General features: G+C 69.6%; 24 protein-coding genes and 1 pseudogene. 20 read left to right on the top strand and 5 right to left on the bottom strand.

What is annotated here, in order from left to right:
* Nucleotides 1-9 precede the first annotated feature (9 nt).
* From MJ607_RS09000 to MJ607_RS08965, 8 genes and pseudogenes are all read left to right on the top strand, one after another.
* Nucleotides 10-693, top strand: a complete 684-nt coding sequence (locus MJ607_RS09000; RefSeq protein ID WP_243075222.1) for a YggS family pyridoxal phosphate-dependent enzyme — start codon at nt 10-12, stop codon at nt 691-693.
* A 44-nt stretch (nt 694-737) separates the two neighbouring features.
* Nucleotides 738-1,199: a cell division protein SepF gene (locus MJ607_RS08995; protein WP_243075221.1), complete on the top strand. Its 462-nt coding sequence runs from the start codon at nt 738-740 to the stop codon at nt 1,197-1,199.
* Between the two features lie 4 nt (nt 1,200-1,203).
* Complete coding sequence (locus tag MJ607_RS08990) at nt 1,204-1,503, top strand: YggT family protein (RefSeq protein ID WP_243075220.1); 300 nt, start codon at nt 1,204-1,206, stop codon at nt 1,501-1,503.
* 160 nt (nt 1,504-1,663) lie between these two features.
* A complete protein-coding gene (locus tag MJ607_RS08985; protein WP_243075219.1) occupies nt 1,664-2,254 on the top strand; it encodes a DivIVA domain-containing protein in 591 nt (196 codons plus the stop codon).
* A 9-nt stretch (nt 2,255-2,263) separates the two neighbouring features.
* Nucleotides 2,264-2,764, top strand: a pseudogene (gene lspA / locus MJ607_RS08980) (signal peptidase II); the annotation flags it as partial.
* Nucleotides 2,765-3,029: 265 nt separating this feature from the next.
* Nucleotides 3,030-3,950: an RluA family pseudouridine synthase gene (locus MJ607_RS08975; protein WP_243075218.1), complete on the top strand. Its 921-nt coding sequence runs from the start codon at nt 3,030-3,032 to the stop codon at nt 3,948-3,950.
* A 33-nt stretch (nt 3,951-3,983) separates the two neighbouring features.
* Nucleotides 3,984-4,553 carry a GNAT family N-acetyltransferase gene (locus tag MJ607_RS08970; protein ID WP_243075217.1) on the top strand — a complete coding sequence of 190 codons (570 nt, stop codon included), beginning with the start codon at nt 3,984-3,986 and terminating at the stop codon, nt 4,551-4,553.
* 339 nt (nt 4,554-4,892) lie between these two features.
* Nucleotides 4,893-5,471, top strand: a complete 579-nt coding sequence (locus tag MJ607_RS08965; RefSeq protein WP_243075216.1) for a polysaccharide deacetylase family protein — start codon at nt 4,893-4,895, stop codon at nt 5,469-5,471.
* Nucleotides 5,472-5,579: 108 nt separating this feature from the next.
* Here the strand turns inward: MJ607_RS08965 and MJ607_RS08960 are convergent, their stop codons facing one another.
* The gene (locus MJ607_RS08960) at nt 5,580-6,059 is read right to left on the bottom strand and encodes an NUDIX domain-containing protein (protein ID WP_243075215.1); all 480 of its coding nucleotides are present in this window, start codon (nt 6,057-6,059) and stop codon (nt 5,580-5,582) included.
* 21 nt (nt 6,060-6,080) lie between these two features.
* Nucleotides 6,081-6,701 (bottom strand): vitamin K epoxide reductase family protein, encoded by a 621-nt coding sequence (locus MJ607_RS08955; RefSeq protein ID WP_243075214.1) that lies wholly within the window; start codon nt 6,699-6,701, stop codon nt 6,081-6,083.
* Nucleotides 6,702-6,773: 72 nt separating this feature from the next.
* Between MJ607_RS08955 and MJ607_RS08950 the strand changes: the two genes are divergently transcribed.
* The 6 genes from MJ607_RS08950 to MJ607_RS08925 all read left to right on the top strand — a co-directional run bounded on the left by MJ607_RS08950 (nt 6,774) and on the right by MJ607_RS08925 (nt 16,125).
* A complete protein-coding gene (locus MJ607_RS08950; RefSeq protein ID WP_243075213.1) occupies nt 6,774-8,474 on the top strand; it encodes a long-chain-fatty-acid--CoA ligase in 1,701 nt (566 codons plus the stop codon).
* Nucleotides 8,475-8,575: 101 nt separating this feature from the next.
* Nucleotides 8,576-12,046: a DNA polymerase III subunit alpha gene (gene dnaE, locus MJ607_RS08945; protein WP_243075291.1), complete on the top strand. Its 3,471-nt coding sequence runs from the start codon at nt 8,576-8,578 to the stop codon at nt 12,044-12,046.
* 94 nt (nt 12,047-12,140) lie between these two features.
* Nucleotides 12,141-13,190, top strand: coding sequence for a hypothetical protein (locus MJ607_RS08940; RefSeq protein WP_243075212.1), 1,050 nt, complete (start codon nt 12,141-12,143; stop codon nt 13,188-13,190).
* Between the two features lie 42 nt (nt 13,191-13,232).
* Nucleotides 13,233-14,561, top strand: a complete 1,329-nt coding sequence (gene hisD / locus MJ607_RS08935) for a histidinol dehydrogenase (RefSeq protein ID WP_243075211.1) — start codon at nt 13,233-13,235, stop codon at nt 14,559-14,561.
* Between the two features lie 22 nt (nt 14,562-14,583).
* The gene (gene nrdR, locus MJ607_RS08930; RefSeq protein WP_243075210.1) at nt 14,584-15,057 is read left to right on the top strand and encodes a transcriptional regulator NrdR; all 474 of its coding nucleotides are present in this window, start codon (nt 14,584-14,586) and stop codon (nt 15,055-15,057) included.
* 48 nt (nt 15,058-15,105) lie between these two features.
* Complete coding sequence (locus tag MJ607_RS08925) at nt 15,106-16,125, top strand: quinone-dependent dihydroorotate dehydrogenase (protein ID WP_243075209.1); 1,020 nt, start codon at nt 15,106-15,108, stop codon at nt 16,123-16,125.
* Nucleotides 16,126-16,166: 41 nt separating this feature from the next.
* Here MJ607_RS08925 and MJ607_RS08920 read toward each other — a convergent pair whose 3' ends face one another.
* The gene (locus MJ607_RS08920; protein ID WP_243075208.1) at nt 16,167-16,745 is read right to left on the bottom strand and encodes a DUF3043 domain-containing protein; all 579 of its coding nucleotides are present in this window, start codon (nt 16,743-16,745) and stop codon (nt 16,167-16,169) included.
* A 49-nt stretch (nt 16,746-16,794) separates the two neighbouring features.
* On the opposite strand from MJ607_RS08920, the gene MJ607_RS08915 reads away from it, so the two are divergent.
* The 6 genes from MJ607_RS08915 (at nt 16,795) to MJ607_RS08890 (ending at nt 22,749) form a co-directional block, all read left to right on the top strand.
* Complete coding sequence (locus MJ607_RS08915; protein ID WP_243075207.1) at nt 16,795-18,189, top strand: dipeptidase; 1,395 nt, start codon at nt 16,795-16,797, stop codon at nt 18,187-18,189.
* 94 nt (nt 18,190-18,283) lie between these two features.
* On the top strand, nt 18,284-18,649 hold the full coding sequence (locus MJ607_RS08910) for an iron-sulfur cluster assembly accessory protein (RefSeq protein ID WP_243075206.1): 366 nt from the start codon (nt 18,284-18,286) through the stop codon (nt 18,647-18,649).
* Nucleotides 18,650-18,824: 175 nt separating this feature from the next.
* Nucleotides 18,825-19,730 (top strand): cytochrome c oxidase subunit II, encoded by a 906-nt coding sequence (coxB, locus tag MJ607_RS08905; RefSeq protein WP_243075205.1) that lies wholly within the window; start codon nt 18,825-18,827, stop codon nt 19,728-19,730.
* Nucleotides 19,731-19,732: 2 nt separating this feature from the next.
* Nucleotides 19,733-21,493, top strand: a complete 1,761-nt coding sequence (gene ctaD, locus MJ607_RS08900) for a cytochrome c oxidase subunit I (RefSeq protein ID WP_243075204.1) — start codon at nt 19,733-19,735, stop codon at nt 21,491-21,493.
* Nucleotide 21,494: 1 nt separating this feature from the next.
* Entirely contained in the window at nt 21,495-21,929 is a 435-nt protein-coding gene (locus MJ607_RS08895) for a cytochrome c oxidase subunit 4 (RefSeq protein ID WP_243075203.1), read from the top strand.
* A gap of 40 nt (nt 21,930-21,969) precedes the next feature.
* A complete protein-coding gene (locus MJ607_RS08890) occupies nt 21,970-22,749 on the top strand; it encodes a PP2C family serine/threonine-protein phosphatase (RefSeq protein WP_243075202.1) in 780 nt (259 codons plus the stop codon).
* Nucleotides 22,750-22,908: 159 nt separating this feature from the next.
* Here the strand turns inward: MJ607_RS08890 and MJ607_RS08885 are convergent, their stop codons facing one another.
* Together MJ607_RS08885 and MJ607_RS08880 are read right to left on the bottom strand one after the other, a co-directional pair.
* Nucleotides 22,909-23,337, bottom strand: a complete 429-nt coding sequence (locus MJ607_RS08885) for a rhodanese-like domain-containing protein (RefSeq protein WP_243075201.1) — start codon at nt 23,335-23,337, stop codon at nt 22,909-22,911.
* Between the two features lie 175 nt (nt 23,338-23,512).
* A complete protein-coding gene (locus tag MJ607_RS08880) occupies nt 23,513-25,249 on the bottom strand; it encodes a ubiquinol-cytochrome c reductase cytochrome b subunit (RefSeq protein ID WP_243075290.1) in 1,737 nt (578 codons plus the stop codon).
* Nucleotides 25,250-25,252 lie beyond the last annotated feature (3 nt).

The raw sequence follows: 25,252 nt of genomic DNA, 5'->3' as shown, positions 1-25,252 counted from the left end.
CCTCGCGCAGTGTCCGATCTCGCCGAGCGTCTCGCCGAGGTCGACGCCCGGATCGCGGACGCCGCTCGTGCGGCGGGCCGCGATCCGCGTGCGTTGACCCGCATCGTCGTGACGAAGTTCCACCCCGCGTCGATCGTCGACGAGCTCTACGCTCTCGGCGTCCGCGACGTCGGCGAGAACCGCCAGCAGGAGTTCACCGAGAAGGCCCGCGAGGTCGGTGCCCTCGACGGGCTCGCGTGGCACTTCATCGGGCAGGCGCAGACCAACAAGGCGCGCGCGATCCGGGCCGTGGCATCCGTCGTCCACTCGGTCGACCGCGCGCGACTCGCCGACTCGCTCGACGCGGCAGGAGAGGGGATGCCGCCCCTCGACGTCCTGCTGCAGATCAACCTGACCGACGATCCGGGCCGCGGTGGCGTCGCCCCGGACGGTCTCGAGCAGCTCGCGGCGCACGCGGCGGGACGCCCGACGCTGCGCGTGCGCGGCGTCATGGCTGTCGCTCCGCTCGACGAGTCGCCCGCCGCGGCCTTCGAGCGCCTCGCGGCGTGCAGCGCGCGCGTGCGCACGGTCGTCCCCGAGGCGACCTGGATCTCCGCCGGTATGACGGCGGATTTCGCCGAGGCGATCGCGGCGGGTGCGACACACCTGCGGATCGGCTCTGCAATCACCGGCCCCAGGCCAACCCCCCGTTAGCCTCGTAAAGACGAGGTAGACGGCGAGCACACATGGAGGATGCGATGTCGAACCCGCTCAAGAAGACCATGGTCTACCTCGGCTTGGCCGATGAGGAAGAGGTCTACGAGGAGCCTGCGCCGCAGCCGTCGAGCCGCAAGACCGTGCAGCCCGTCGAGAAGGCCCCCGCGCCCGTGACGCCGCTGCATCGGCCCGCGGTCGTGCGCCAGCCCGCGCCCTCCGCGATCAGCGAGATCCTCACGGTGCACCCCAAGCAGTACCGCGACGCGCAGGTGATCGCCGAGAACTTCCGTGACGGCATCCCGGTCATCATCAACCTCTCGCAGATGAGCGACGCCGACGCGCGCCGTCTCATCGACTTCGCGAGCGGGCTCTCGCTCGGCCTCTACGGCCGCATCGAGCGCGTGACGAGCAAGGTGTTCCTGCTCTCGCCCGAGAGCGTCAACGTGTCCGGCGACGGGTCGGTCGCTCAGCCCGACGCCGAGTCGGTCCCGTTCGCGCCGTAGCCCCGTGGACATCATCCGCATCATCGCGGCGGTCCTCAACGCGCTCCTGCTGATCTACGTCCTGTTCCTCCTCGTCAGGCTCATCCTCGACTGGATCCCGTTCTTCAATCGCGAATGGCGCCCCCGCGGCGCCGGGCTCGTCGCCGCCGAGGTCGTCTACACGGTGACCGATCCGCCTCTCAAGCTCTTCCGGCGGCTCATCCCGCCCCTGCGCGTGGGGCAGGTCGCGATCGACTTCGGATTCGCGATCACGATGCTGCTCTGCCTCGTGCTGCTGTCCGTCACGCGCTCCGTCGCGAGCTGACGCGAGAGCGCACCTCCACCTGGGAGACCGTTTCGAACCGCGTCTCCCGACCTCGCACCGCCAAAGTGCGACGACTATGATTTGCTGGGACGGTCCGCCCGCCCCGGGGCGGAACCGCTCCGAACCGCCGGCGACTTGAGCGCTCGAAAGAGGAATCACAATGGCTTTGACCCCCGATGACGTCGTCACCAAGCAGTTTCAGCACGTTCGTTTCAAGGAGGGCTTCGACCCGGACGAGGTCGACGACTTCCTGGACGAGATCGTCGTCGAGTGGCGCAAGACCATCGCCGAGAACGACGAGCTGAAGGCCAAGCTCGCCGAGTACGAGTCGGGTGCCGCCGCTCCGGCAGCCGCCGCTCCCGCCCCCGAGCCCGCCTACGAGGCGCCCGCCCCCGTGCAGGCGCCCGTGTCCGACGCTCCTCCCGCCGCTGCCAGCGCAGGCATCATCGAGCTCGCGCAGCGCCTCCACGACGAGCACGTCGCCGAGGGCCGCAGCAAGCGCGACCAGCTCATCTCGGACGCACAGTCGCAGGCAGCGGCGATCCTCGCGGACGCCGAGGCCAAGGGCCGCGAAGAGCTCGCGCGCCTCGACCGCGAGCGCACGACGCTCGAGGGCCGCATCACGGAGCTGCGCACGTTCGAGCGCGACTACCGTCAGCAGCTGCGCTCCTACATCGAAGGCCACCTGCGCGACCTCGAGACGACGGCGAACGCGTCCGGCCCCACGCCGGTCTCCGCCATCGGTCTCTAGGCCGAGGCGTTGACAGGCCGAACACCCCTTCGTCAGGCGGCGGCCGGCACCACCATCGCGATTCTCGCGGTGCTGGTGCTGGCCGCCGACCAGTTCACGAAGTACCTCGCGATCGAGAACCTGCCCCCTGAGGAGCCGGTCCACGTCATCGGGGACTTCCTGATCTTCTACCTCGTCCGCAACCCTGGAGCGGCCTTCTCGCTCGGCGAGGGCGTGACGTGGATCTTCACGATCGCGCTCGCGGTCGTCGCCTGCATCATCGTGTGGCTCGCGGCCACGCGGGTGCGTTCGAGGCTCTGGGCCGTCGCGCTCGGATTGCTGCTCGGCGGTGTGCTGGGCAACCTCACCGACCGCCTCTTCCGCGCGCCGGGGTTCCCGGTCGGCCACGTCGTAGACTTCATCAACACCCCGTGGATGATGCCCGCGATCTACAACGTCGCCGACATCTTCATCGTCTCGATGATGATCGGTGTGGCTCTGTTGGTACTGGTGGGAGTGAACATGAGCGGCGAGTGGCACCGTAAGCACCTCGGAGACGATGTGCCGGAGCAGGCACCCGGCGAAGAGACGATCCTGGGCGCGGACGGCGACGAGATTCCCCCCGGGGGAGTCGTGGACGGGTCCTTCAATCAGGAGTTCCCGGTCGCCGACCCCAACACGGGCATCCCGGCCGACGAGCTCGGCCTGCCCCCGCTGAGCGAGGCCGAGCAGGAAGCCGTCGCGCGCGAAGCGGACCGGCTCGCCGACGACCCGGACGCGCGCAAAAACCTCTGAGATGCCGTCACGGACACTGCCGATCCCGGACGGCCTCGACGGTGTGCGCGTCGACGCCGCGTTGGCCAAGATGCTCGGCTTCTCGCGCACCTTCGCGGCTGAAGTCGCCGACGGGGGCGGCGTGCAGCTGGACGGGCGCCGGCTGACCAAGTCCGACAAGCTCCGCGCGGGCGGCTGGCTCGAGGTCGACTGGCAGGAGCGCCGCGAGCCCGAGATCATCCCCGTCGAGGTTCCCGATCTCGGGATCGTGTTCGACGACGACGAGATCGTCGTGGTCGACAAGCCCTCCGGCGTCGCAGCGCACCCGTCCGTCGGCTGGGAGGGCCCCACGGTGCTCGGCGCCCTCGCGGCGGGCGGCTACCGCATCGCGACGACGGGCGCCGCGGAGCGCCAGGGCGTGGTGCATCGCCTCGACGTCGGCACGAGCGGCCTCATGGTCGTCGCCAAGACCGAGCGGGCCTACACCGCCCTCAAGCGCGCCTTCAAGGAGCGCGAGGTCGAGAAGATCTACCACGCCGTCGTGCAGGGGCATCCCGACCCCCTGTCGGGCACGATCGACGCGCCCATCGGCCGGCATCCGACGCACTCCTGGAAGTTCGCGGTGACGCCGGCCGGCAAGGACTCCGTCACGCACTACGAGACGCTCGAGGCGTTCCCGGGGGCATCGCTGCTCGAGATCCACCTCGAGACAGGACGCACGCACCAGATCCGCGTGCACATGGCCGCGCACCGGCATCCGTGCGTCGGAGATCCCCTCTACGGCGCCGACCCGACCCTCTCCGCGCGGCTCGGCCTGACGCGGCAGTGGCTGCACGCACACGAGCTCTCGTTCGCGCACCCGCTGACGGGGGACTGGGTCACCTTCCGGTCGGAGTACGCGCCCGACCTCGCGCACGCACTCGAGGTGCTTCGGGGGGATTGACGCGTTGTCGGATGCCGGTGGCAGGGTGTTGGCATGGGCATCGAGGTGCGTCCCGCCGAGCGATTCGCCGACATCGCGACGATGGTCGGACCCAAGCGCCCTGACGCCGACGTCTGCTGGTGCCTGAGCTACCGCATCCCGTCGAAGGAGAACGTCGCGCTGCACCGCGAGGAGCGGGGCCGCAAGGTCGAGGCTCTGCTGAAGGGCGGACCGCCGGGAGTGCTCGCCTACGAGGGTGACGAGGTCGTCGGCTGGGCAGCCGTGCATCCGCGCGCCGACACGTCGTTCGCGACCAACCGCAGGATCCCGCACGTCGACGACCTCGACGTGTGGAGCATCTGGTGCATCCGCGTGCGGCCCGGTCACCGCGGCGAGGGGATCTCGCACGCCCTTCTCGCGGGAGCCGTCGACTTCGCGCGCGACAACGGCGCTCCGGCGGTCGAGGGGTATCCCGTCGACAACAAAGGCGAGAAGGTCGATCTGACGATGGCCTACGTGGGCACGCGCAAGCTCTTCCAGGCAGCCGGCTTCCGCAAGGCAGCCGACACCGATTCGGTGCTCAACGGATTCCCCCGCGTGCTCATGCGACGAGAGCTCGGCTGACCCCCGACGCCCGATCCCGCCGTCGGCATCGCTAGGCTGACGTCGCCGCCGTGGGGGCGGCGGGTCGGCTCTGGGAGGTCGGCGATGGAACGGGACCCTCGCGTGGGAAGGAGAGCGGTGCTCGCCGCCGCGGTCGCGGCCGGGGCATCGCTCCTGGCATCGTGCGCGCCGGAGCGGCATCCCGACGCCGCTGCCACCGCGCCGGCTTCTCGCTCGCCGCATCCGTCGCCACCGCGCCCTTCCCGCACGCCACGACCGAGCCCACCGCCGCCGACTCCCACGCTCACTGCGCCGCCGACGCCCGATCGGGCGGCTGTCGCGGCCCGGTACGCCGGTGCCGTGCCGTCGCAGTGGGGGACGGATGTCGCGGGCGTGCGCCGTGCGCTGATGCAGCCGGTGAGCCCTGCGAACGTTCCGCGGGTCGCACTCACCTTCGACGCCTGCGGTGGACGGGGCGGTTCGGATGTCGACTCCGCGCTCATCGACGGGCTGAGGGCCGACGGCATCCCCGCGACCCTCTTCCTCAACAGTCGATGGATTCAGGCGAATCCGCAGCTCGCGGCCGATCTCGCCGCGGATCCGCTCTTCGAGCTCGGCAACCACGGGACGTCGCACGTGCCGCTGTCGGTCACCGGCCGGGACGCGTACGGCATCCCCGGCACGCGGTCATCGCAGGAGGCGGTGGACGAGGTCTGGGGCAATCACGAGCTGCTCACGACCCTCACCGGCCGGCCGCCGCGGTTCTTCCGCGCGGGAACGGCGCACTACGACGAGATCGGCGCGCAGATCGTCCTCGACCTCGGCGAGACGCCCATCGGGTTCAGCGTCAACGGCGACGGGGGAGCGAGTTCGACGCGCGGACGGTGCGCGCGGAATTCGGCCGCAGCGAGGCGGGCGGCATCGTGCTCGCCCACATGAACCACCCGGGGAGCGGCACCTGCCGGGGTGCTCTGGCTGCCGCCGCCGACCTCCGCGCGCGGGGCTTCGAGCTCGTGACCGTCGACGGCTGACGAGACGGGGGCCGGGTCAGCGACCGCCCTCGAAGCGCGCCGCCGCGTCGGGCGAGAGTGCCGCCGCGATCCGGGCCGTCATGTCGTCGCCGATCCCCAGGTCGCCGAGGGTCGCAAGGTCGTACCAGCCGACGTCGGTCATCTCGCCGTCGACGGGGAACGGCTCGCCCGAGAGCCAGGTGCAGCGGAACGTCAGATCGAGATAGTCGCTCTGGTCGCCGTTGTCGTACGTGACGCGGGGGATCTGGTGCACCCACGCGAGGCGATCGACGCGGATGACGACGCCGGCCTCTTCGAGGGCCTCGCGGGCTGCGGCATCCGCGGGCTCCTCACCCGGGTCGACGATCCCCGTGACGGGCGTCAGGTGGCCGTTGTCGCTGCGGCGCCCCAGGAGCACCTGCCGGCCGCGCACGATGACGGCGGTCACGCCCGAGAGCGGCAGAGGCATCGTCCCGACGTGGCGGCGCAGCTCGAGGACGAAATCGGGAGTGGCCATGCCGTCCAGCCTATGGCCGGGTCAGAACAGCGAGCCGAGCACGTCGAGGCGCACCTGCGCGGCGATCGCGATGATCGCGTAGTCCACGACGGTCACGAGCAGTGCCCATGAGTACAGCCGAGCGCCGAATCTGCGCGCGCCCTCGCCGAACAGGCCGTCCCGCAGGCCCCAGCCGAGCGTGAACCAGAACAGCGGGATCGTCACGAGCCACACGACCATGCACCACGGGCACAGCGACCCGTACTCGAAGACGCTGCGCCACGCGAAGAAGTGCACGAGCAGGAACGCCCCCGTCACGAACGCCGTGAACACGCGCCAGTACCAGGCCCGCAGTCCGCCGGGGGCGGCAAAGGCGCTCATCGCGGCGTAGAGCGGTCCGCAGAACAGGACGATGCCGAGGATCGAGTTCGAGAAGCCCAGGAGATTGCCGCCCGGCGAGAGCAGATTCGGGCCGCACGTCACGATGACCGAGATGCTGCACGAGATGATCGGATCCGTGCCGCGCAGCTGCCCGATGTACTCGAGGTAGAGCAGGAACGCGACGACGCCGCCGAGGACGGACGCGACGATCCAGAACACGGCGAGCCCGCGCGGCGGCAGGAACAGGCGTACAGCGGGCGAGGATGCTGCGGGATCGGCCATGCGCACATTCTGCCGCGTGCCCCGCTCGTGCAGGGTCGTGTCGCCCGTGAAAAACCCACCTACGCTGGGCGCATGGACCCCCTCGCCGACCGTCCCTGGCTCGCCTCCTATGCCGACGGCGTCCCCGGCGAGATCGAACCCGTCACGCAGACGCTCGTCGACATGCTCGACGACGCGGTCGTGCGCTACCCGAAGCGACCCGCGCTCGAGTTCTTCGGTGCCCGGACGACCTACGCCCAGCTCGGCGAGCAGGTGGAGCGCGCGGCATCCGGTCTCCGCAGACTCGGCGTGCGCGCGGGCGATCGCGTCGCGATCATCCTCCCCAACTGCCCGCAGCACGTCGTGGCGTTCTACGCGGCGCAACGGCTCGGCGCGATCGTCGTCGAGCACAATCCCCGCTACACGGCGCGCGAGCTGCGCCACCAGTTCGAGGTGCACCACGCGACTGTCGCGATCGTATGGGATGCCGTCGCCGACACCGTCGCGGACTTCCCCTCCGACATCCGTCCCGCGCACATCGTCGCCGTGACGCTCCCTGATGCGATGCCGTGGCGCACGCGCCTCATGCTGCGCCTTCCCGTGCGCAGAGCGCGCGAGTCGCGCGCCGCCATCACCGCCAAGCCGCGCGCCAAAGGCATCGTGCCGTGGTCGCGCGTCGCCGACGCGGGCAGGCTCGGGCGGCGCGTGCCCGCACCGGGACTCGACGACATCGCGGTGCTGCAGTTCACGAGCGGCACGACGGGGGCGCCCAAGGGGGCGATCCTGACGCACCGCAACCTGCGCTCGAACGCCGCGCAGTCCGCCGCGTGGGTGCCGGACCTGCGCCCCGGCGACGAGGTCTTCTACGCCGTGCTGCCGCTCTTCCACGCCTACGGCCTGACGCTGTGCATGACGACGGCGATCTCCGTCGGGGCGCTCATCGTGCTGTTCCCGACCTTCGACGTCGGCATGACGCTCACCGCGATCCGCCGCACGCCGCCGACCTTCCTGCCCGCCGTGCCCCCGATCTACGACGCGCTCGCCCGGGCGACTGCCCGCGAGGGCGTCGCGCTGACGAGCCTCCGGAACGCGATCTCGGGCGCGATGGCACTTCCGGCCGCGACAGTCGAGCGCTGGGAGAAGGCGACGGGCGGCATCCTCGTCGAGGGCTACGGCATGACGGAGTCCTCGCCGATCAGCGTCGGCAACCCGATGGGGCCCCTGCGGCGCACCGGGACGGTCGGCGTGCCGTTCCCCAGCACCGAGATCCGCGTCGTCGACCCGGATGATCCGCAGACCGATCTCGCGCTCGGCGAGGCGGGGGAGCTGCTCGTGCGCGGACCCCAGGTGTTCCAGGGGTACTGGAACCAGCCCGACGAGACGGCGCGGACGCTCCTCGAGGGCGGCTGGCTGCGGACGGGCGACATCGTGACGGTGACCGCCGACGGATTCGTGACGGTCGTCGACCGCGTCAAGGAGCTCATCATCAGCGGCGGGTTCAACGTCAGCCCGAGCGAGGTCGAGGGCGCGCTGCTGCTGGACCCCGACGTGCAGGACGCGGCGGTCGTGGGCGTGCCGCGCCGGGACGGCGGCGAGACGGTGACGGCGGCGGTCGTGATGCGCGAGGGCGCGACGTTCGACGCGAAGCGCATCCGCGAGGGGAGCCGCGCCCACCTGGCCGCCTACAAGGTGCCGCGCGCCGTCGTGGAATTCGACGAGCTGCCGCGATCGCTCATCGGCAAGGTCATGCGCCGCGAAGTGCGCGACGCGCTGCTGCGCCGCGACGACTCCTGATCATCTCCGCGTGCACGGCGCCGGGATGTCGGCGGCCTTCGTAGACTCGGGTGGTGGCATCCGACTCCTTCGTTCACCTGCACGTGCACAGCGAGTACTCGATGCTCGACGGGGCGGCCCGCATCGGGCCCATGGTGCAGGAGGCGCTGCGGCTCGAGATGCCGGCGATCGCCGTCACCGACCACGGCAACACCTTCGCGGCCTTCGAGTTCTACAAGACGGCGAAGGAAGCCGGCATCAAGCCGATCATCGGCATCGAGGCGTACGTCACGCCGGGAACGCATCGCGCCGACAAGGCGCGCGTGCGCTGGGGCACGCCCGAGCAGAACGACGACGACGTGTCGGGCTCGGGCGCGTACACGCACATGACGCTGCTGTCGCAGACGACGGGCGGCATGCACAACCTCTTCCGCCTCTCGTCGCTCGCGAGCATGGAGGGCTACTACTTCAAGCCGCGCATGGACCGCGAGCTGCTGCAGAAGTACAGCAAGGGGCTCATCGCGACGACGGGGTGCCCGTCGGGCGAGGTCCAGACGCGCCTGCGGCTCGGCCAGTACGACGCGGCCCGCGCAGCGGCGGCCGAGTTCCAGGACATCTTCGGCAAAGAGAACTACTTCGCCGAGATCATGGACCACGGCCTCTCGATCGAGCGGCGGATCATGAGCGACCTCCTTCAGATCTCGAAAGACCTCAGCATCCCGCTCGTCGCGACGAACGACCTGCACTACACGCATCAGCACGACGCGAGCAGCCACGCGGCGCTGCTCTGCGTGCAGTCCGGGTCGACGCTCGACGACCCCAAGCGGTTCAAGTTCGACGGCGACGGCTACTACGTCAAGACGCCCGCGGAGATGCGGCAGATCTTCCGCGACCACCCCGAGGCGTGCGACAACACCCTGCTCATCGCGGAGCGCTGCGACGTCGCGTTCGACACGAGCGCGAACTACATGCCGCGCTTCCCCGTGCCCGACGGCGAGACCGAGGAGTCCTGGTTCGTCAAGGAGGTCGAGAACGGCCTGCACGTCCGGTACCCGGGCGGCATCCCCGACGCCGTGCGCACGCAGGCGGAGTACGAGACGGGCGTCATCGTCCAGATGGGCTTCCCCGGCTACTTCCTCGTCGTCGCCGACTTCATCAACTGGGCCAAGCGCAACGGCATCCGCGTGGGCCCCGGCCGCGGATCGGGCGCGGGCTCGATGGCGGCATACGCGATGCAGATCACGGATCTCGATCCCCTGCAGCACGGCCTCATCTTCGAGCGCTTCCTCAACCCCGACCGCGTCTCGATGCCCGACTTCGACGTCGACTTCGACGACCGTCGCCGCGGGGAGGTGATCCAGTACGTCACCGAGAAGTACGGCGACGAGCGCGTCGCGCAGATCGTGACGTACGGCACGATCAAGGCGAAGCAGGCGTTGAAGGACGCCGGACGCGTCCTCGGATTCCCCTTCAGCATGGGGGAGAAGCTCACAAAGGCGATGCCTCCCGCCGTCATGGGCAAGGACATGCCGCTCGAGGGCATGTTCGACTCGCAGCATCCTCGCTACAAGGAGGCCTCCGAATTCCGCGCGCTCATCGAGACGGATGCCGAGGCCAAGACCGTCTTCGACACGGCGGTGGGGCTCGAGAACATGAAGCGCCAGTGGGGCGTGCACGCCGCCGGCGTCATCATGTCGAGCGAGCCGCTCATCGACATCATCCCGATCATGCGCCGCGAGCAGGATGGCCAGATCGTCACGCAGTTCGACTACCCGTCGTGCGAGTCGCTCGGCCTCATCAAGATGGACTTCCTGGGGCTGCGCAACCTCACGATCATCAACGACGCGCTCGACAACATCGCAGCCAACCGCGGCGTGCCGCTCGTGCTCGAGGACCTCGAGCTCGACGACGCGGCCGCGTACGAGCTGCTCTCGCGCGGCGACACGCTCGGCGTGTTCCAGCTCGACGGCGGTCCGATGCGCTCGCTCCTGCGGCTCATGCGGCCCGACAACTTCGAAGACATCTCGGCCGTCATCGCGCTGTACCGCCCGGGCCCCATGGGCGCGAACTCGCACATCAACTACGCGCTGCGCAAGAACGGCCAGCAGGAGATCACGCCGATCCACGAGGAGTTCCGCGAGTCGCTCGCCGAGATCCTCGACACGAGCTACGGCCTGATCATCTATCAGGAGCAGGTCATGGCGATCGCGCAGCGCGTCGCCGGCTTCAGCCTCGGTCAGGCCGACATCCTCCGCCGCGCGATGGGCAAGAAGAAGAAGTCCGAGCTCGACAAGCAGTTCGAGGGCTTCCAGGCCGGCATGCACGCGAACGGCTACACGGATGCCGCGGTCGAGAAGCTGTGGGAGATCCTGCTGCCGTTCTCGGACTACGCCTTCAACAAGGCGCACTCCGCGGCGTACGGGCTCGTCTCCTACTGGACCGCGTACCTCAAGGCCCACTATCCCGCCGAGTACATGGCGGCGCTCCTGACGAGCGTCGGCGACTCGAAGGACAAGATGGCGGTCTACCTCAACGAGTGCCGCCGCATGGGCATCAAGGTGCTCCCGCCGGACGTCGGACACTCGATCCGGTACTTCGCGGCCGTCGGCGAAGACATCCGCTTCGGGCTCGGCGCCGTGCGCAACGTCGGGGCCAACGTCGTCGACGGGATCGTCGCGGCGCGCCAGGACGACAGCTTCGTGAGCTTCCACGACTTCCTCACGAAGGTGCCGCTGCACGTCGCGAACAAGCGCACCGTCGAGTCGCTCATCAAGGCAGGCGCGTTCGATTCGCTCGGCTCGACCAGGCGCGCCCTCATGGAGATCCACGAGGACGCGACCGAGGCGGCTGTCGAGACCAAGCGCAAGGCTGCGACGGGCGCGATCGGCTTCGACTTCGACAGCCTCTACGACGAGGCCGAGGAGATCATGCCGGCCAAGGTCCCCGAGCGGCCGGAGTGGACGAAGAAGGACAAGCTCGCATTCGAGCGCGAGATGCTGGGCCTCTACGTCTCCGACCATCCCCTCGCGGGCCTCGAGATCCCGCTCGCGAAGCACGCTTCGACGAGCATCCACGACCTGCTCGCCTCGGAGGACGTCGGGGACGGCGATCAGGTGACGGTCGCGGGGCTCGTGACGAGCGTCCAGCACCGCGTCGCGAAGGCGAGCGGAAACCCCTACGGCATGATCACCGTCGAGGATTTCGACGGCGAGGTCACCGTCATGTTCATGGGCAAGACCTACACCGAGTTCGCGTCGATGCTGCAGGCCGACTCGATCCTCGTCGTCCGCGGTCGCGTCTCGCGACGCGACGACGGGCTGAATCTCCACGCGCAGTCGGCGTTCGTCCCCGACCTGGGCCCGCTCGAGGAGTCCGGGACGCTCGTTCTCGTGGTGCCCGAGCGGCGTGCGAACGAGAGCGTCATCGGCGAGCTGCTGCAGACGCTCGAGCGCCATCGCGGCGACACCGAGGTCACGCTCAAGCTGCATTCGGGTTCGGTCGCGAAGGTCTTCGAGATCCCTCATCATGTCGCGATCACTGCGGACCTCTACGGCGAGCTCAAGGGCCTCCTCGGCCCGCAGTGCCTCGGCTGATCGGGTCGGGCAGACGCGGGCGGTTCCTCATCCCGGTCTCACGGGTCGCGGGTAGTATCGGGGGACGTTGCGCCGGGGCATGGCGCGGAAAGGGATGGACGTGGCCGACGAGCTGCTGGACGAAAATGCACCCCTCGCCGAGGTTGCGACCTCGGGTGAGCCTCAAGGGGGGCACGACGCTTCCGGCGACAGCGCCGACGCGATCCCGCCGCAGTACGGCGTCGGTCCCTTCTCGATCCGCGAGGTCGCGATCTTCGGCGTATGGGTGCTTGCCTTCGTCGCGTCGTTCTTCTCGCTGAGCCTCCTGCGCTTCGACTCGCTGTGGACCTCCGGGCTGGCGTGGATCCTCACGATCGGCGTGCCCACGGCCGCCGTGTTCCTCCTGGTCCTGCGCCGGCTCTCCCCGACGGGGATCCGCCGCGTGGGATCGCTCGGGATCGACCAGTTCGCCTCCGTCGCCTTCTCGGTCTCGACCGTCGTGTGGCTCTCGTACATCTGGGAGACCGTCGCCTTCGTCGCCGACGGCGGCCCGTGGGTGCGCTCCTGGGTCATGTGGCTGGAGTTCGTCCTCATGCTCGCGGGTGTCGTCCTGACGGTCTTCGCGCCCTTCATCCCGGGGATCGGTGACGACTTCCGCCACCGCCCCGAGGCGGCGGCGCACCGCAATGCGCGCCCGCTGCGCGCCATCACGCCGCGCCCCGCGCCCGAGCCGCGCCCCGTCGCCGAGCCGGAGGCAGCCCCCACCGAGCCGTCCACGTCGTACGAGGCCCCCTACGGCCAGACTCCGTACGACGCAGCGCCCTACGGCGCCGCCGACTACGGCACGGCCGGCTACGAGTCGCCCTACGCCGGCGAGCCGGCGGGCGAGCAGTCGTGGGCCCCGCAGACCGCCGTGTACGAGACGCCCGCCGTCGAGCCCGTGCCCGAGCCCGACCCCGAGCCCGCACCGGTGCGCCAGCAGGCGTTCTGGGCCCTCGCGCCCGAGGGCCGCGACGTCGTGGACGAGCAGGGTGCGCCGCTGTTCCGCATCGGCCCGGACGCCTGGGCGCTCGTCATCGAGGACCGCGGCGAGGTCTTCGTCGTGCGCCACGAAGACGGCCGCATCGGCTACCTCCACGACATCGACGACGTCACGCGCGGCTAGCACGCGGCGGGTCGGGGTCGCGGGGCACGATATCGTGAAGGGATGCTCCGCACCATCGATCTCCGCGGCCGCACGCTCTCTCCCGCCGAACTGCTCGCGACGGTTCCGCGCGCGACGGCGGCACGCGAAGAGGCCCTGACCGCCGCGGCCGCCATCGTCCACGATGTCGCCGCGGACGGCGAGTCGGCGCTCCGCGCGCAGGCCGAGCGGTTCGACGGCGTGGCAGGCCACGACATCCGCGTCCCCGCTCAGCACCTCGCCGACGCACTCGCCGACCTCGACCCCGGCGTACGCGCCGCGCTCGAGCAGGCGATCGAACGGGTGCGGCTGGCCTCGGCGGCGCAGATCCCCGCACCGACCGTCACGGAGCTCGGCCCCGGAGCGCGCGTCGCACAGCGGTGGCAGCCGGTTCGCCGCGTGGGCGTGTACGTGCCCGGCGGCAAGGCCGTCTATCCGTCGAGCGTCGTCATGAACGTCGTGCCGGCGCAGGTCGCGGGCGTCGGCGAGGTCGCGCTCGCCTCACCGCCGCAGAGCGCCTTCGACGGTCGCGTGCACCCCGTCATCCTCGCCGCCGCGGCCCTGCTCGGCGTCGAAGAGGTCTATGCGATGGGCGGCGCGGGCGCGATCGGCGCCTTCGCCCACGGCGTGCCGTCGATCGGACTCGAGCCGGTCGATGTCGTCACGGGGCCCGGGAACAACTTCGTCGCGGCGGCGAAGCGGGCCGTCGCAGGGCTCGTGGGCACCGACGCCGAGGCGGGCGCGACCGAGATCCTCATCGTCGCCGACGAGACCGCCGACCCGGCCCTCGTCGCCGCCGACCTCGTGAGCCAGGCCGAGCACGACGAGCAGGCGGCGGCCGTTCTCGTGACGGACTCGGCGCCCCTCGCCGTGGCCGTCGCGGCGCACGCCGCGGGTCGCGCCGCGCAGACCCTCCACGCCGAGCGCGTCGCCGCGTCGCTCCGCGGCCCGCAGTCGGCGATCGTCCTCGTCGACGACCTCGCTGTCGCGACGGCCTTCAGCAACGCGTATGCGCCGGAGCACCTCGAGCTGCACCTCGCCGACCCACGGCCCGAGGAGTTCGTCCACGCGGGCGCCGTCTTCGTCGGCTCGTACTCGCCCGTGAGTCTCGGCGACTACCTCGCGGGCAGCAACCACGTCCTGCCGACGGGCGGCCAGGCGCGCTATGCGTCGGGGCTGTCTTCGGCGACCTTCCTGCGCCCCCAGCAGGTCATCGAGTACGACCGTGAGGCGCTGCGCACCGTGAGCGCCGCGATCGTCGCGCTGGCCGACGCCGAGCGGCTCCCCGCGCACGGCGAGGCCGTCGAGGCCCGCTTCCCGGCGGGAGAGGGCGTTCAGCCGCGCGACGTCTGACGTCGCGTAGTCTGTCGGTGCCATGCACTGTCCGTTCTGCCGCCACCCCGATTCGCGAGTCATCGACTCGCGGACGAGCGACGACGGTCTCAGCATCCGTCGCCGTCGTCAGTGCCCCGAGTGCGGTGGCCGGTTCTCGACGATGGAGACGGCGAGCCTCAACGTCATCAAGCGGTCGGGGGTCATCGAGCCCTTCAGCCGCGAGAAGGTCATGACGGGTGTGCGCAAGGCGTGCCAGGGGCGCCCCGTCACGGAGGGCGATCTCGCGGTGCTCGCGCAGACCGTCGAGGAGGCGGTGCGCCAGACCGGCGCCGCTCAGGTCGACACGAACGAGATCGGGCTCGCGATCCTCGGCCCGCTGCGGGCGCTCGACGAAGTCGCCTACCTGCGGTTCGCGAGCGTGTACCAGGCGTTCGACTCGCTCGAGGACTTCGAGTCGGCGATCGAGCAGCTGCGCGCCGACCACGTCGCCGCGAGCACCTCGACCGAATCCTGAGGCGCCTCGGATCCGGACGGGTCCCGGGGCTTCGGTAGCCTGGAGGGGATGTATCCCTTCCTCTTCCGCACCGTGCTCTCGCGCATGGATCCCGAGACCGCCCACCACGCCGCGATGGCCGTGATCCGCGTCCTCGGAGTCCCGCCCTTCTCGTGGGCGGCGCGCGCCGCAACCAAGCCCGCCCCCGAGCTGCGCACGCGTGCGCTGGGACGTGACTTCGATTCGCCGTTCGGCGTCGCAGCAGGGTTCGACAAGGACGTCAGGGGCGCGGCGGGTCTGTACGCCCTGGGCTTCGGCCACGTCGAGGTGGGAACCGTGACCGCGATCCCGCAGGACGGCAACCCGCGTCCGCGCCTCTTCCGGCTCATCCCGGACCGCGCCGTCGTCAATCGGATGGGCTTCAACAACCACGGGGCCGAGGCCGCCGCCGCGCGCCTGCGCCGCGTCCGCCGCAGGCGTCGTCGCGCCGTCATCGGCGTCAACATCGGCAAGAGCCGCGTCGTCGACGTCTCCGAGGCGACGGCCGACTACGTCACGAGCGCGCGCCTCCTGGCGCCGCTCGCCGACTATCTCGTCGTCAACGTCTCCTCGCCCAACACTCCGGGACTGCGCGGGCTGCAGGCCGTCGAGACGCTGCGCCCGCTGCTCGAGGCCGTCCGCGCGACGGCGGGCCTCACGCCGCTGATCGTGAAGATCGCCCCCGACCTTCCCGACGACGAGATCGAGGCGATCGCGCGACTCGCGGTCGAGACGCACCTCGCCGGCATCATCGCGACCAACACGACGATCTCGCGCGAGCACCTCTCGACCGATCCTGCGGTCGTCACGGCGGCGGGGGACGGCGGCCTGTCGGGCGCACCCCTCAAGGCGCGCGCACTCGAGGTCCTGCGTCTCGTGCGCGCCGTCGTGCCGGAAGGGTTCTGCGTCATCAGCGCGGGCGGTGTCGAGACTGCCGCCGACGTGCAGGAGCGACGGGATGCCGGCGCCACGCTCGTGCAGGGCTACACGGCGTTCCTCTACCGCGGGCCGCTGTGGGCGCGCCAGATCAACCGGGGTCTCGCGCGCTGAGCCGCCGGGCTCTCACCCGCCGAGACGCGGATGCGGGCGGGTCAGGCGGGGCGCTTGCCTCGTGCGACCTGCGGCTTGGGCAGGCGCAGGAAGCGCATCTGGATGGAGCGCATCGAGGCGTACCAGCCGAGGCCCTTCTCCGTCTTGTCGCCCCACTTGGCCTTCGCGAGCCGCTTGACGCGGATCGAGGTCCACACCATGTCGCCGATGACGAGGAAGATGAACGCCCACAGGCCCATGAACGAGTAGTACGTGATGGCCGGGACGGGAATGAACGTCAGGACGATGACGAGCACCATGGCGGGCATGACGGCCTCCCCGAGGTGCCAGCCCGAGTCCACCCAGTCGCGCACCCAGCGGCGCTGCGGACCCTTGTCGCGTGCCGTGAGGTAGCGGTCGTCGCCCGCGGCCATGCCGGCGCGGGCCTTGTCGCGCTGCGTCGCGAGGTCGGCCTTGGCGCGCGCCTTGGCCTCTTTCGTGTCGGGCACGAGCGGACGCTTGCGCGCCGCCTCCTGCTCTGCGCGGGTCGGAGTCGCCCGTCCCTTGTTCACGGGAGTGCCGTTGAGGACGGTTCCCTCGGACGGAGCATCGCTCGAAGGGGCGTCGGGAGTCTTGGCCACGGAGAACCTCACGGGTGCGGAGAAGGGGACTGCACTTAAGATTACCCGCATGACCTCTGAGCAGACCCGGTCGGAGGCGGTGCGGGATGCCGCGACCGCCGGCATCCCGTCAGCACTCGCCGACCTCGGCACCCTCGTGCGCATCCCCTCGATCGCATTCCCCGGCTTCGACCCTGCGCCCGTGCGTCGCAGCGCCGAGGCCGTCAAGGCACTCATCGAGGGCACGGGGCTGTTCGAGACGGTGCAGATCGCCGACGCCGAGATCCCGGGGACGGGGGAGCGGGGCAAGCCCGCGGTCCTCGCATCGCGCCCCGCGCGCAACGGGCGGCCGACGATCCTGCTGTACGCGCACCACGACGTCCAGCCCGTCGGCGACGAAAGCCTGTGGGAGTCACCGCCGTTCGAGCCGACGGTCCGCGGCGGCCGGCTCTACGGACGCGGCGCCGCTGACGACAAGGCGGGCATCATGGCCCACATCGGCGCTCTCCGCGCCCTCAAGGAGGTCGTCGGCGACGATCTCGACCTCGGTGTCGCACTGTTCATCGAGGGCGAAGAGGAGGCCGGCTCGCTGTCGTTCGCGCAGTTCCTCTCGGACCACGCCGACGCGCTGCGCGCCGACGTCATCGTCGTCGCGGACTCAGGCAACTGGGACGCCCGGACGCCGGCGCTCACCGTCTCGCTGCGCGGCAACGCGAAATTCCGGCTGAGCGTGCGCACCCTCGACCACGCGTCGCACTCGGGCATGTTCGGCGGCGCCGTGCCCGACGCCATGATGGCGACCGTCATGCTTCTGGCGACCCTGTGGGACAAGGACGGCGCGGTCGCCGTCGAAGGGCTGACGGAACGGGATGCCGCGACCCCCGAGTACGGCGAGGAGACCCTGCGCGACGAGGCGGGTCTGCCCGAGGGCGTCAGCCCCATCGGACGCGGCACGATCCTGAGCCGCATCTGGAACAAGCCGTCGATCACGGTGACGGGCATCGACGCGCCGAGCGTCGTGAACGCCTCGAACACGCTCTCGCCCGAGGTCACGGTGGTCGTGAGCGCCCGCGTCGCGCCCGGTCAGGATGCGAAGGACGCCTACGCCGCGATCGAGGCGCACCTGCGCGCCCGCGCCCCGTTCGGCGCGCAGCTCGAGTTCTCGGGTCACGAGTTCGGCAACCCGTTCCTCGTCGACACGAGCGGCTGGGCCGTGACGGATGCCCGTGATGCGCTCGGCGACGCCTACGGCGTGGACCCCGTCGACATGGGGGTCGGAGGGTCGATCCCCTTCATCGCCGACCTCGTCCGTGAGTTCCCGGGCGCGCAGATTCTGGTGACCGGCGTCGAGGACCCGCACGCGCGGGCGCACAGCCCCAACGAGTCGCTGCATCTCGAGACGTTCCGCAACGCCCTCGTCGCCGAGGCGCTCCTGCTCGAGAAGCTCGACGCGCGCACGCTGTAACCCCCGAGGCGCTTCCGAGCCGACTCCCTGTCCGGCATCGTAGAATCGAGGCATCCGCTCCGCCCGGGGCGGGTTGCGAACCGCGAGGAGAGCCATGACCGACACCGCACTGTCTACCGACCAGACCGCGCGCGCCCACGGCGTGCTGCTCACCGACGAGGCCGCCGCCAAGGTGAAGAACCTGCTCGGCCAGGAGGGTCGCGACGACCTGCGCCTGCGCGTCGCCGTGCAGCCGGGCGGATGCAGCGGCCTGATCTACCAGCTGTACTTCGACGAGCGCTACCTCGACGGTGACAAGACCGTCGACTTCGACGGCGTCGAGGTCATCATCGACGACATGAGCGTGCCGTACCTCGACGGTGCGACGATCGACTTCAAGGACACGATCTCGGAGCAGGGGTTCACGATCGACAACCCCAACGCCGCCGGCAGCTGCGCCTGCGGCGACAGCTTCCACTAGGTCGCATCCCGCATCGAAACGCCCCCGCCGCGACGCGGAAGGGGGCGTTTCGGCGTTCCCCGGAGCACCCCTCCGAACCCGCGCCACGGGCGTGACGGCTGGGCGGTTGGCCTGAATCCGGTGGGAGGTTGCCCTAGACTGACGAGAGTCTTATCCGCGACCCGAAAGGTGCATCGTGCCCTCGAAACGTCGTCTCCGCTGGGCCCTCGTTCCCCTGGGGATCGCAGCGGCAGTCGTCCTGGCCGGATGCACCTCGACAGAGCTCCACGGCTATCTCCCCGGCTTCGAGGACCCCAACGCGAAGCCTGCGACCAACCACACCGAGATGGTCGCCGGTCTCTGGGTCAACTCGTGGATCGTCCTGCTCGTCGTCGGCATCATCACGTGGGGCCTCATGGGCTGGGCGGCGATCGCGTACCGCCGCCGCAAGGGCCAGTCGGGCCTTCCCGTGCAGCTGCGCTACAACATGCCGATCGAGATCTTCTACACGATCGTGCCGCTCATCCTCGTGGTCGGCTTCTTCGCCTTCACGGCGCGCGACCAGGCGATCCTCGAGACGCAGACCGAGGACCCGGATGTCTCGATCGTCGCAATCGGCAAGCAGTGGGCCTGGGACTTCCAGTACAACGGCGACGCCGAGGACGGCTCCGACGCCGTCTGGTCGATGGGCGTGCAGGCCGAGCCTGCCGCCAACGGCGACGTGGACCAGTCGAAGCTGCCGACGCTCTACCTGCCCGTCGACAAGACGGTCAAGATCGAGCTGCAGTCGCGCGATGTCATCCACTCCTTCTGGATCATCGACTTCCTCTACAAGAAGGACATGTACATCGGCCGCGACAACTTCTGGTCGTTCACGCCGACGCGCGAGGGCACGTACGCCGGCAAGTGCGCCGAGCTGTGCGGCGAGTACCACTCGGCGATGCTCTTCAACGTGAAGGTCGTGAGCGAGGGCGAGTACGAGGACTACCTCGCCTCACTGCGCGACCGGGACCAGACGGGCGACATCACGGATGCCTACGACCGTCTGACCAACCTGCCCGGCACCGGTGAGACCACCACCGACGAGGAACGGAACGACTGATCATGGCAACGACGCTTCCTCTTCAGGAGACGCAGAGCCGTCCCACCACGATGCCGCCGCGCCAAGCGGCACTGCTCAGCGCTTCGCGCGTCGAGCAGAAGGGCAACATCATCGTCAAGTGGATCACCTCCACCGACCACAAGACGATCGGGTACATGTACCTCATCGCGTCGGTGCTGTTCTTCCTCCTCGGCGGCGTGATGGCCCTCATCATCCGGGCGGAGCTGTTCGAGCCGGGTATGCAGATCGTGCCGACGAAAGAGCAGTACAACCAGCTCTTCACGATGCACGGCACGATCATGCTGCTCATGTTCGCGACGCCGCTGTTCGCGGGCTTCGCGAACGCGATCCTGCCGCTGCAGATCGGTGCGCCGGATGTCGCGTTCCCGCGTCTGAACGCGTTCGCGTTCTGGCTCTTCCTCTTCGGATCCACGATCGCCGTCGCGGGCTTCCTCACGCCGCAGGGTGCGGCCGCCTTCGGGTGGTTCGCGTACCAGCCGCTCGCCAACGCGAGCTTCTCGCCCGGCGTCGGCGGCAACCTCTGGATGCTCGGCCTCGGCATGAGCGGTTTCGGCACGATCCTCGGCGCCGTCAACTTCATCACGACGATCATCACGATGCGCGCGCCCGGCATGACCATGTGGCGCATGCCGATCTTCTCGTGGAACACGCTCGTCACGAGCATCCTGATCCTGATGGCCTTCCCCGTGCTCGCCGCGGCGATCCTCGCGGCCGCCGCGGACCGCGTTCTCGGCGCCCACATCTACGACCCCGCCAACGGCGGCGTGCTGCTCTGGCAGCACCTGTTCTGGTTCTTCGGCCACCCCGAGGTGTACATCATCGCGCTGCCGTTCTTCGGCATCATCTCCGAGGTCATCCCGGTCTTCAGCCGCAAGCCGATCTTCGGGTACAAGACCCTCGTCTACGCGACGATCGCGATCGCGGCCCTGTCGGTCGCCGTCTGGGCGCACCACATGTACGTCACGGGCGCCGTCCTGCTGCCGTTCTTCGCCCTCATGACGATGCTCATCGCGGTGCCCACGGGTGTGAAGATCTTCAACTGGATCGGCACGATGTGGCGAGGGTCCGTGACGTTCGAGACGCCCATGGTGTTCGCACTCGGCTTCCTCGTGTCGTTCGTCTTCGGTGGTCTCACGGGCGTCATCCTGGCCTCGCCGCCGCTCGACTTCCACCTGTCGGACTCGTACTTCATCGTCGCCCACTTCCACTACGTCGTCTTCGGCACCGTCGTGTTCGCGATGTTCTCGGGCTTCTACTTCTGGTGGCCCAAGTGGACCGGTCGCATGCTCAACGAGCGCCTCGGCTACGTGCACTTCTGGATGCTGTTCATCGGCTTCCACATGACCTTCCTCATCCAGCACTGGCTGGGCGTCGACGGCATGGTGCGCCGCTATGCGGACTACTCCGAGGCGGACGGCTGGACGTGGCAGAACCAGGTCTCGACGATCGGCGCCATCATCCTCGGCGCCTCGATGATCCCCTTCCTGTTCAACGTGTGGATCACGGCCCGCAAGGCTCCGCGCGTCACGGTGAACGACCCGTGGGGCTACGGCTCGTCGCTCGAGTGGGCGACCTCCTGCCCGCCGCCCCGCCACAACTTCACGTCGATCCCGCGCATCCGCAGCGAGCGTCCGGCGTTCGACCTCAATCACCCCGAAGCCGGCGTACCCGTCGGAGTGGGTCCTGCGAAGGACGCACCCCAGGCCCCGGTCGTCGACCTCGCCGAAGGAGAGGTGAAGTAACGTGCGCACCAATACCGGACTCTGGTGGCTGCTGTCGGCCTTCTTCCTCGTCGTCGCGATCACTTACACGACGTGGAGCATCCTCGCTCACCCGAATCTCGAGATCGTGCGTGCGATCGAGTGGGTCGGCAGCGTCGCGCTGCTGTTCACCGCCATCATGGCGGCGCTCATCGCCTTCTACATCGGCCGCGTGCACAAGGCGCAGCGCGGTGAGCTGCCGGAAGACACCCTGACGGCCGACATCGACGACGGCGACCCCGAGCTGGGCGAGTTCAGCCCCTGGTCGTGGTGGCCCATCGTGCTGGCCTTCTCGGCGTCGCTCGCCATTCTCGGCCTCGCCGTCGGCACCTGGCTGTTCCCGATCGGCGTCGCGGTGTTCGTCGTCGCGATCGTCGGCTGGGTCTACGAGTACTACCGGGGCTATTTCGCGCGCTGAGCGCGGTCTCCGCGTCAGCCTCGGCCTCCGGGCCGGGGCTGTGTCGCGTGCGAGCCCGCTGCACGACGTCGACCAGGACGCGGCCTTCGTCGCGCCCTGGGGTGCCGGCGTCGCGGACGGCGTCGGCGGAGGACCGGCCGGCGACATCGCGTCATCCGTGCTCGTACGGCGCGTCGCAGAGGGCGTGGACGGCGCGCAGGGCCCCCTCGAGCTCGAAGACGCGGCCCTGCTGCTGGGCCAGGCGAACTCCGCCCTCCGTGCGCGCATCCTGCGCGATCCCTCGTGCGACGGCATGGCGACGACCTTCACCGGGCTGTTCGCGTCTCCGTCGGGCGGGCTCCTCGTCGCGCACGCGGGAGACTCGCGCGCGTACCTCATGCGCGACGGCGCGCTCTCGCGTGAGACACGGGACGACTCGTTCGTGCAGCTGCTCGTCGAGAGCGGTGTCGTACGGCCGGGGGATGCGGCATCCCATCCCCAGCGCAACGTCATCACGGCGTCGCTCAGAGGCGCGGATCAGGACGTCGTGGCGTTCACCGAGCGCGAGGCGCGCATCGGCGACCGCTGGCTGCTGTGCACGGACGGCGTGAGCGACTACGTGGGCGACCACGAGCTGCAAGCGGCCCTCACAGCCGCTGATCCCACGACGGCAGCGGAGCGCATCGTCACCCTCGCGCAGGCTGCGAACTCACGAGACGACGTCACGGCGATCGTGTGCGACGTCGTCGCCGCGAGCGACGCCCTCGCCGAGGGATCGTTCGCGGGGTCTGCGGACGCCGATGCCGAGGGCGACTCCGTGTGGGAGCGGGCTTCGGCCTAGCCTGCGACGGGCGTGCGGACGACCATGACCTGCGCGTCGAAGACGCGGGGGAGGGCGCCTTCGGCGACGCTGCTCAGGAACCGGCGAGTGCCGATTGCGTGCGCACGACCATGACCTGCGCGTCGAAGACGCGGGGGAGGGGGCCTTCGGCGGCGCTGCTCAGGAACCGGCGAGTGCCGATTGCGTGCGCACGACCATGACCTGCGGGTCAAACTCGCGGGGGAGCGGGCCTTCGTCGTTCTCGGTCGGCTGGCCCTCGCGCACCCAGTACTCGTAGCCGCCGATCATCTCTCGCACGGAGTAGCCGAGCTTCGCGAACTCGAGCGCGCCCTTCGCGCCCGCGTTGCAGCCGGGGCTCCAGCAGTACACGACGACGGGCACCGAGGGGTCGAGCTCGCGCGGAGCGCGCTCCGCGATGTCGCGGTAGGGCATGTGCAGAGCGCCCACGATGCGCCCCTGGGTCCACGCCTCCTCGCCGCGGACGTCGACGAGGACGAAGTCGTCGCCGGCCTTCTGCGCAGCGTAGACGTCGGACGCGTCGGTCTCGTGGCGGAGCTTGGCGCTGAAGTAGTCGAGCACATCGGTCATGCCCTCCACGCTAGACGGCGGCGGTGCGACATCCGTCCTCTGCGACCGACACTCGTGAGCGCATTCCTGCCGATCCGTCGCGCCGTCGGTCGACGAGGGTGCCGCGCCCACGAAGAAGCCCCCGCACGAGCCCTGAGAGGGCCGTGCGGGGGCTGGTCTCGACCAGAGGTGCTGCTTACTGGCCGGGTTCCTTCTCGCGGTTGCGCGGCGGCTTGCCGTCGACCTCGGGGACGATCACGTTCGAGGGCCGGACCGGAACCTCGCCGTGGCGACCGTCGTCGATCGGGATGTGGGGGGCATCCGGAACACCGGCGCGCTCGTGCGCGCCCTGGATCTCGGCGTCCTCCTCCTCGGCGATGTGCTCGAGCTCGTGGTGCTGGTGCGCGGCAGCCTCGTCGAGAGCCGACTGCGTCAGCGGGGTGAGCCGGTCCTCGAAGAACCAGCGCGACACCGCCGCGCGGAGGTTCTGGTGCCAGGGGATCTGTCCACGCGAGTTCGGGCGCACGATGAGCGGCTCGAACGAATCGAATTCGACCAGCTTCCAGCGCTCGTAGTCGTCGATGGGCTGGTGCACCTCGATGTACTCGCCGCCGGGGAGGCGGACGATGCGGCCCGACTCGAAGCCGTGGAGGAGGATCTCGCGATCCTTCTTCTGCAGCGCGATGCACATGCGCTTCGCGACGAAGTACGCGATGATCGGCCCGATGAACAGCAGAGCCTGAAGGGCGTGGATCACGCCTTCCATCGTCAGCTTGAAGTGCGTTGCGATGATGTCGGACGAAGCGGCCGCCCACATCACGGCGTACATCGTCACACCGGCTGCACCGATCGCGGTGCGCGTCGCGGCGTTGCGCGGACGCTCGGCGATGTGACGTTCGCGCTTGTCGCCGGTGACCCACGCCTCGATGAAGGGGTAGATCAGCACGAGCACGATGAACACGCCGATGAATCCGAGCGGCACGAGGATGTTGAACGACCACGTGCGGTCGAGGAAGACGATCTCCCAGCCCGGCGGAATGAGACGCAGCATGCCGTCGGCGAAGCCGATGTACCAGTCGGGCTGCGTTCCGGCCGACACGGGGGAGGGGTCGTAGGGTCCGTAAGCCCAGATCGGGTTGATCGTGAACAGCGACGCGATCAGGACGATCACACCGAAGGTCAGGAAGAAGAACCCGCCCATCTTCGACATGTAGATCGGCATCATCGGGTAGCCCACGACGTTGCTGTTCGTGCGGGCAGGCCCGGCGAACTGCGTGTGCTTGTTGATGACCATGAGCATGAGGTGCACGACGAGCAGCCCGACCAGGATCGCCGGCAGCAGCAGGATGTGCAGCGTGTAGAGGCGCCCCACGATCTGATCACCGGGGAACTCGCCGCCGAACAGCAGGAACGAGGTCCACGTGCCGATGATCGGGATGCCCTTGACCATGCCGTCGATGATGCGGAGGCCGTTGCCCGAGAGCAGGTCGTCGGGCAGCGAGTAGCCCGTGAAGCCCTCGGCCATCGCGAGGATGAAGAGGATGAAGCCGATGACCCAGTTGAGCTCGCGCGGCTTGCGGAACGCGCCCGTGAAGAAGACGCGGAGCATGTGCACGCCGATGCCCGCGACGAACACGAGGGCTGCCCAGTGGTGGATCTGACGGACAAGCAGGCCGCCGCGGATGTCGAAGGAGATCCGCAGGGTCGAGTCCAGCGCCGCCGACATCTCGACGCCCCGCATCGGGAGGTAGGCGCCGGTGTAGTGCGTGGGCACCATCGACGCCTGGAAGAAGAACGTCAGGAACGTGCCCGAGAGGAGCACGACGACGAAGCTCCACAGCGCGATCTCGCCGAGCATGAACGACCAGTGGTCGGGGAAGACCTTGCGGCCGAGCTCCTTGACGAAGCCCGAGAGACTCGTCCGATCGTCGATGTA

This window comes from Microbacterium sp. SS28, from assembly GCF_022761035.1.
Classification (GTDB): Bacteria; Actinomycetota; Actinomycetes; order Actinomycetales; family Microbacteriaceae; genus Microbacterium.
The sequence above is the reverse complement of the archived record's forward strand: the minus strand, read 5'-3'. Positions and strand labels throughout refer to the sequence as shown.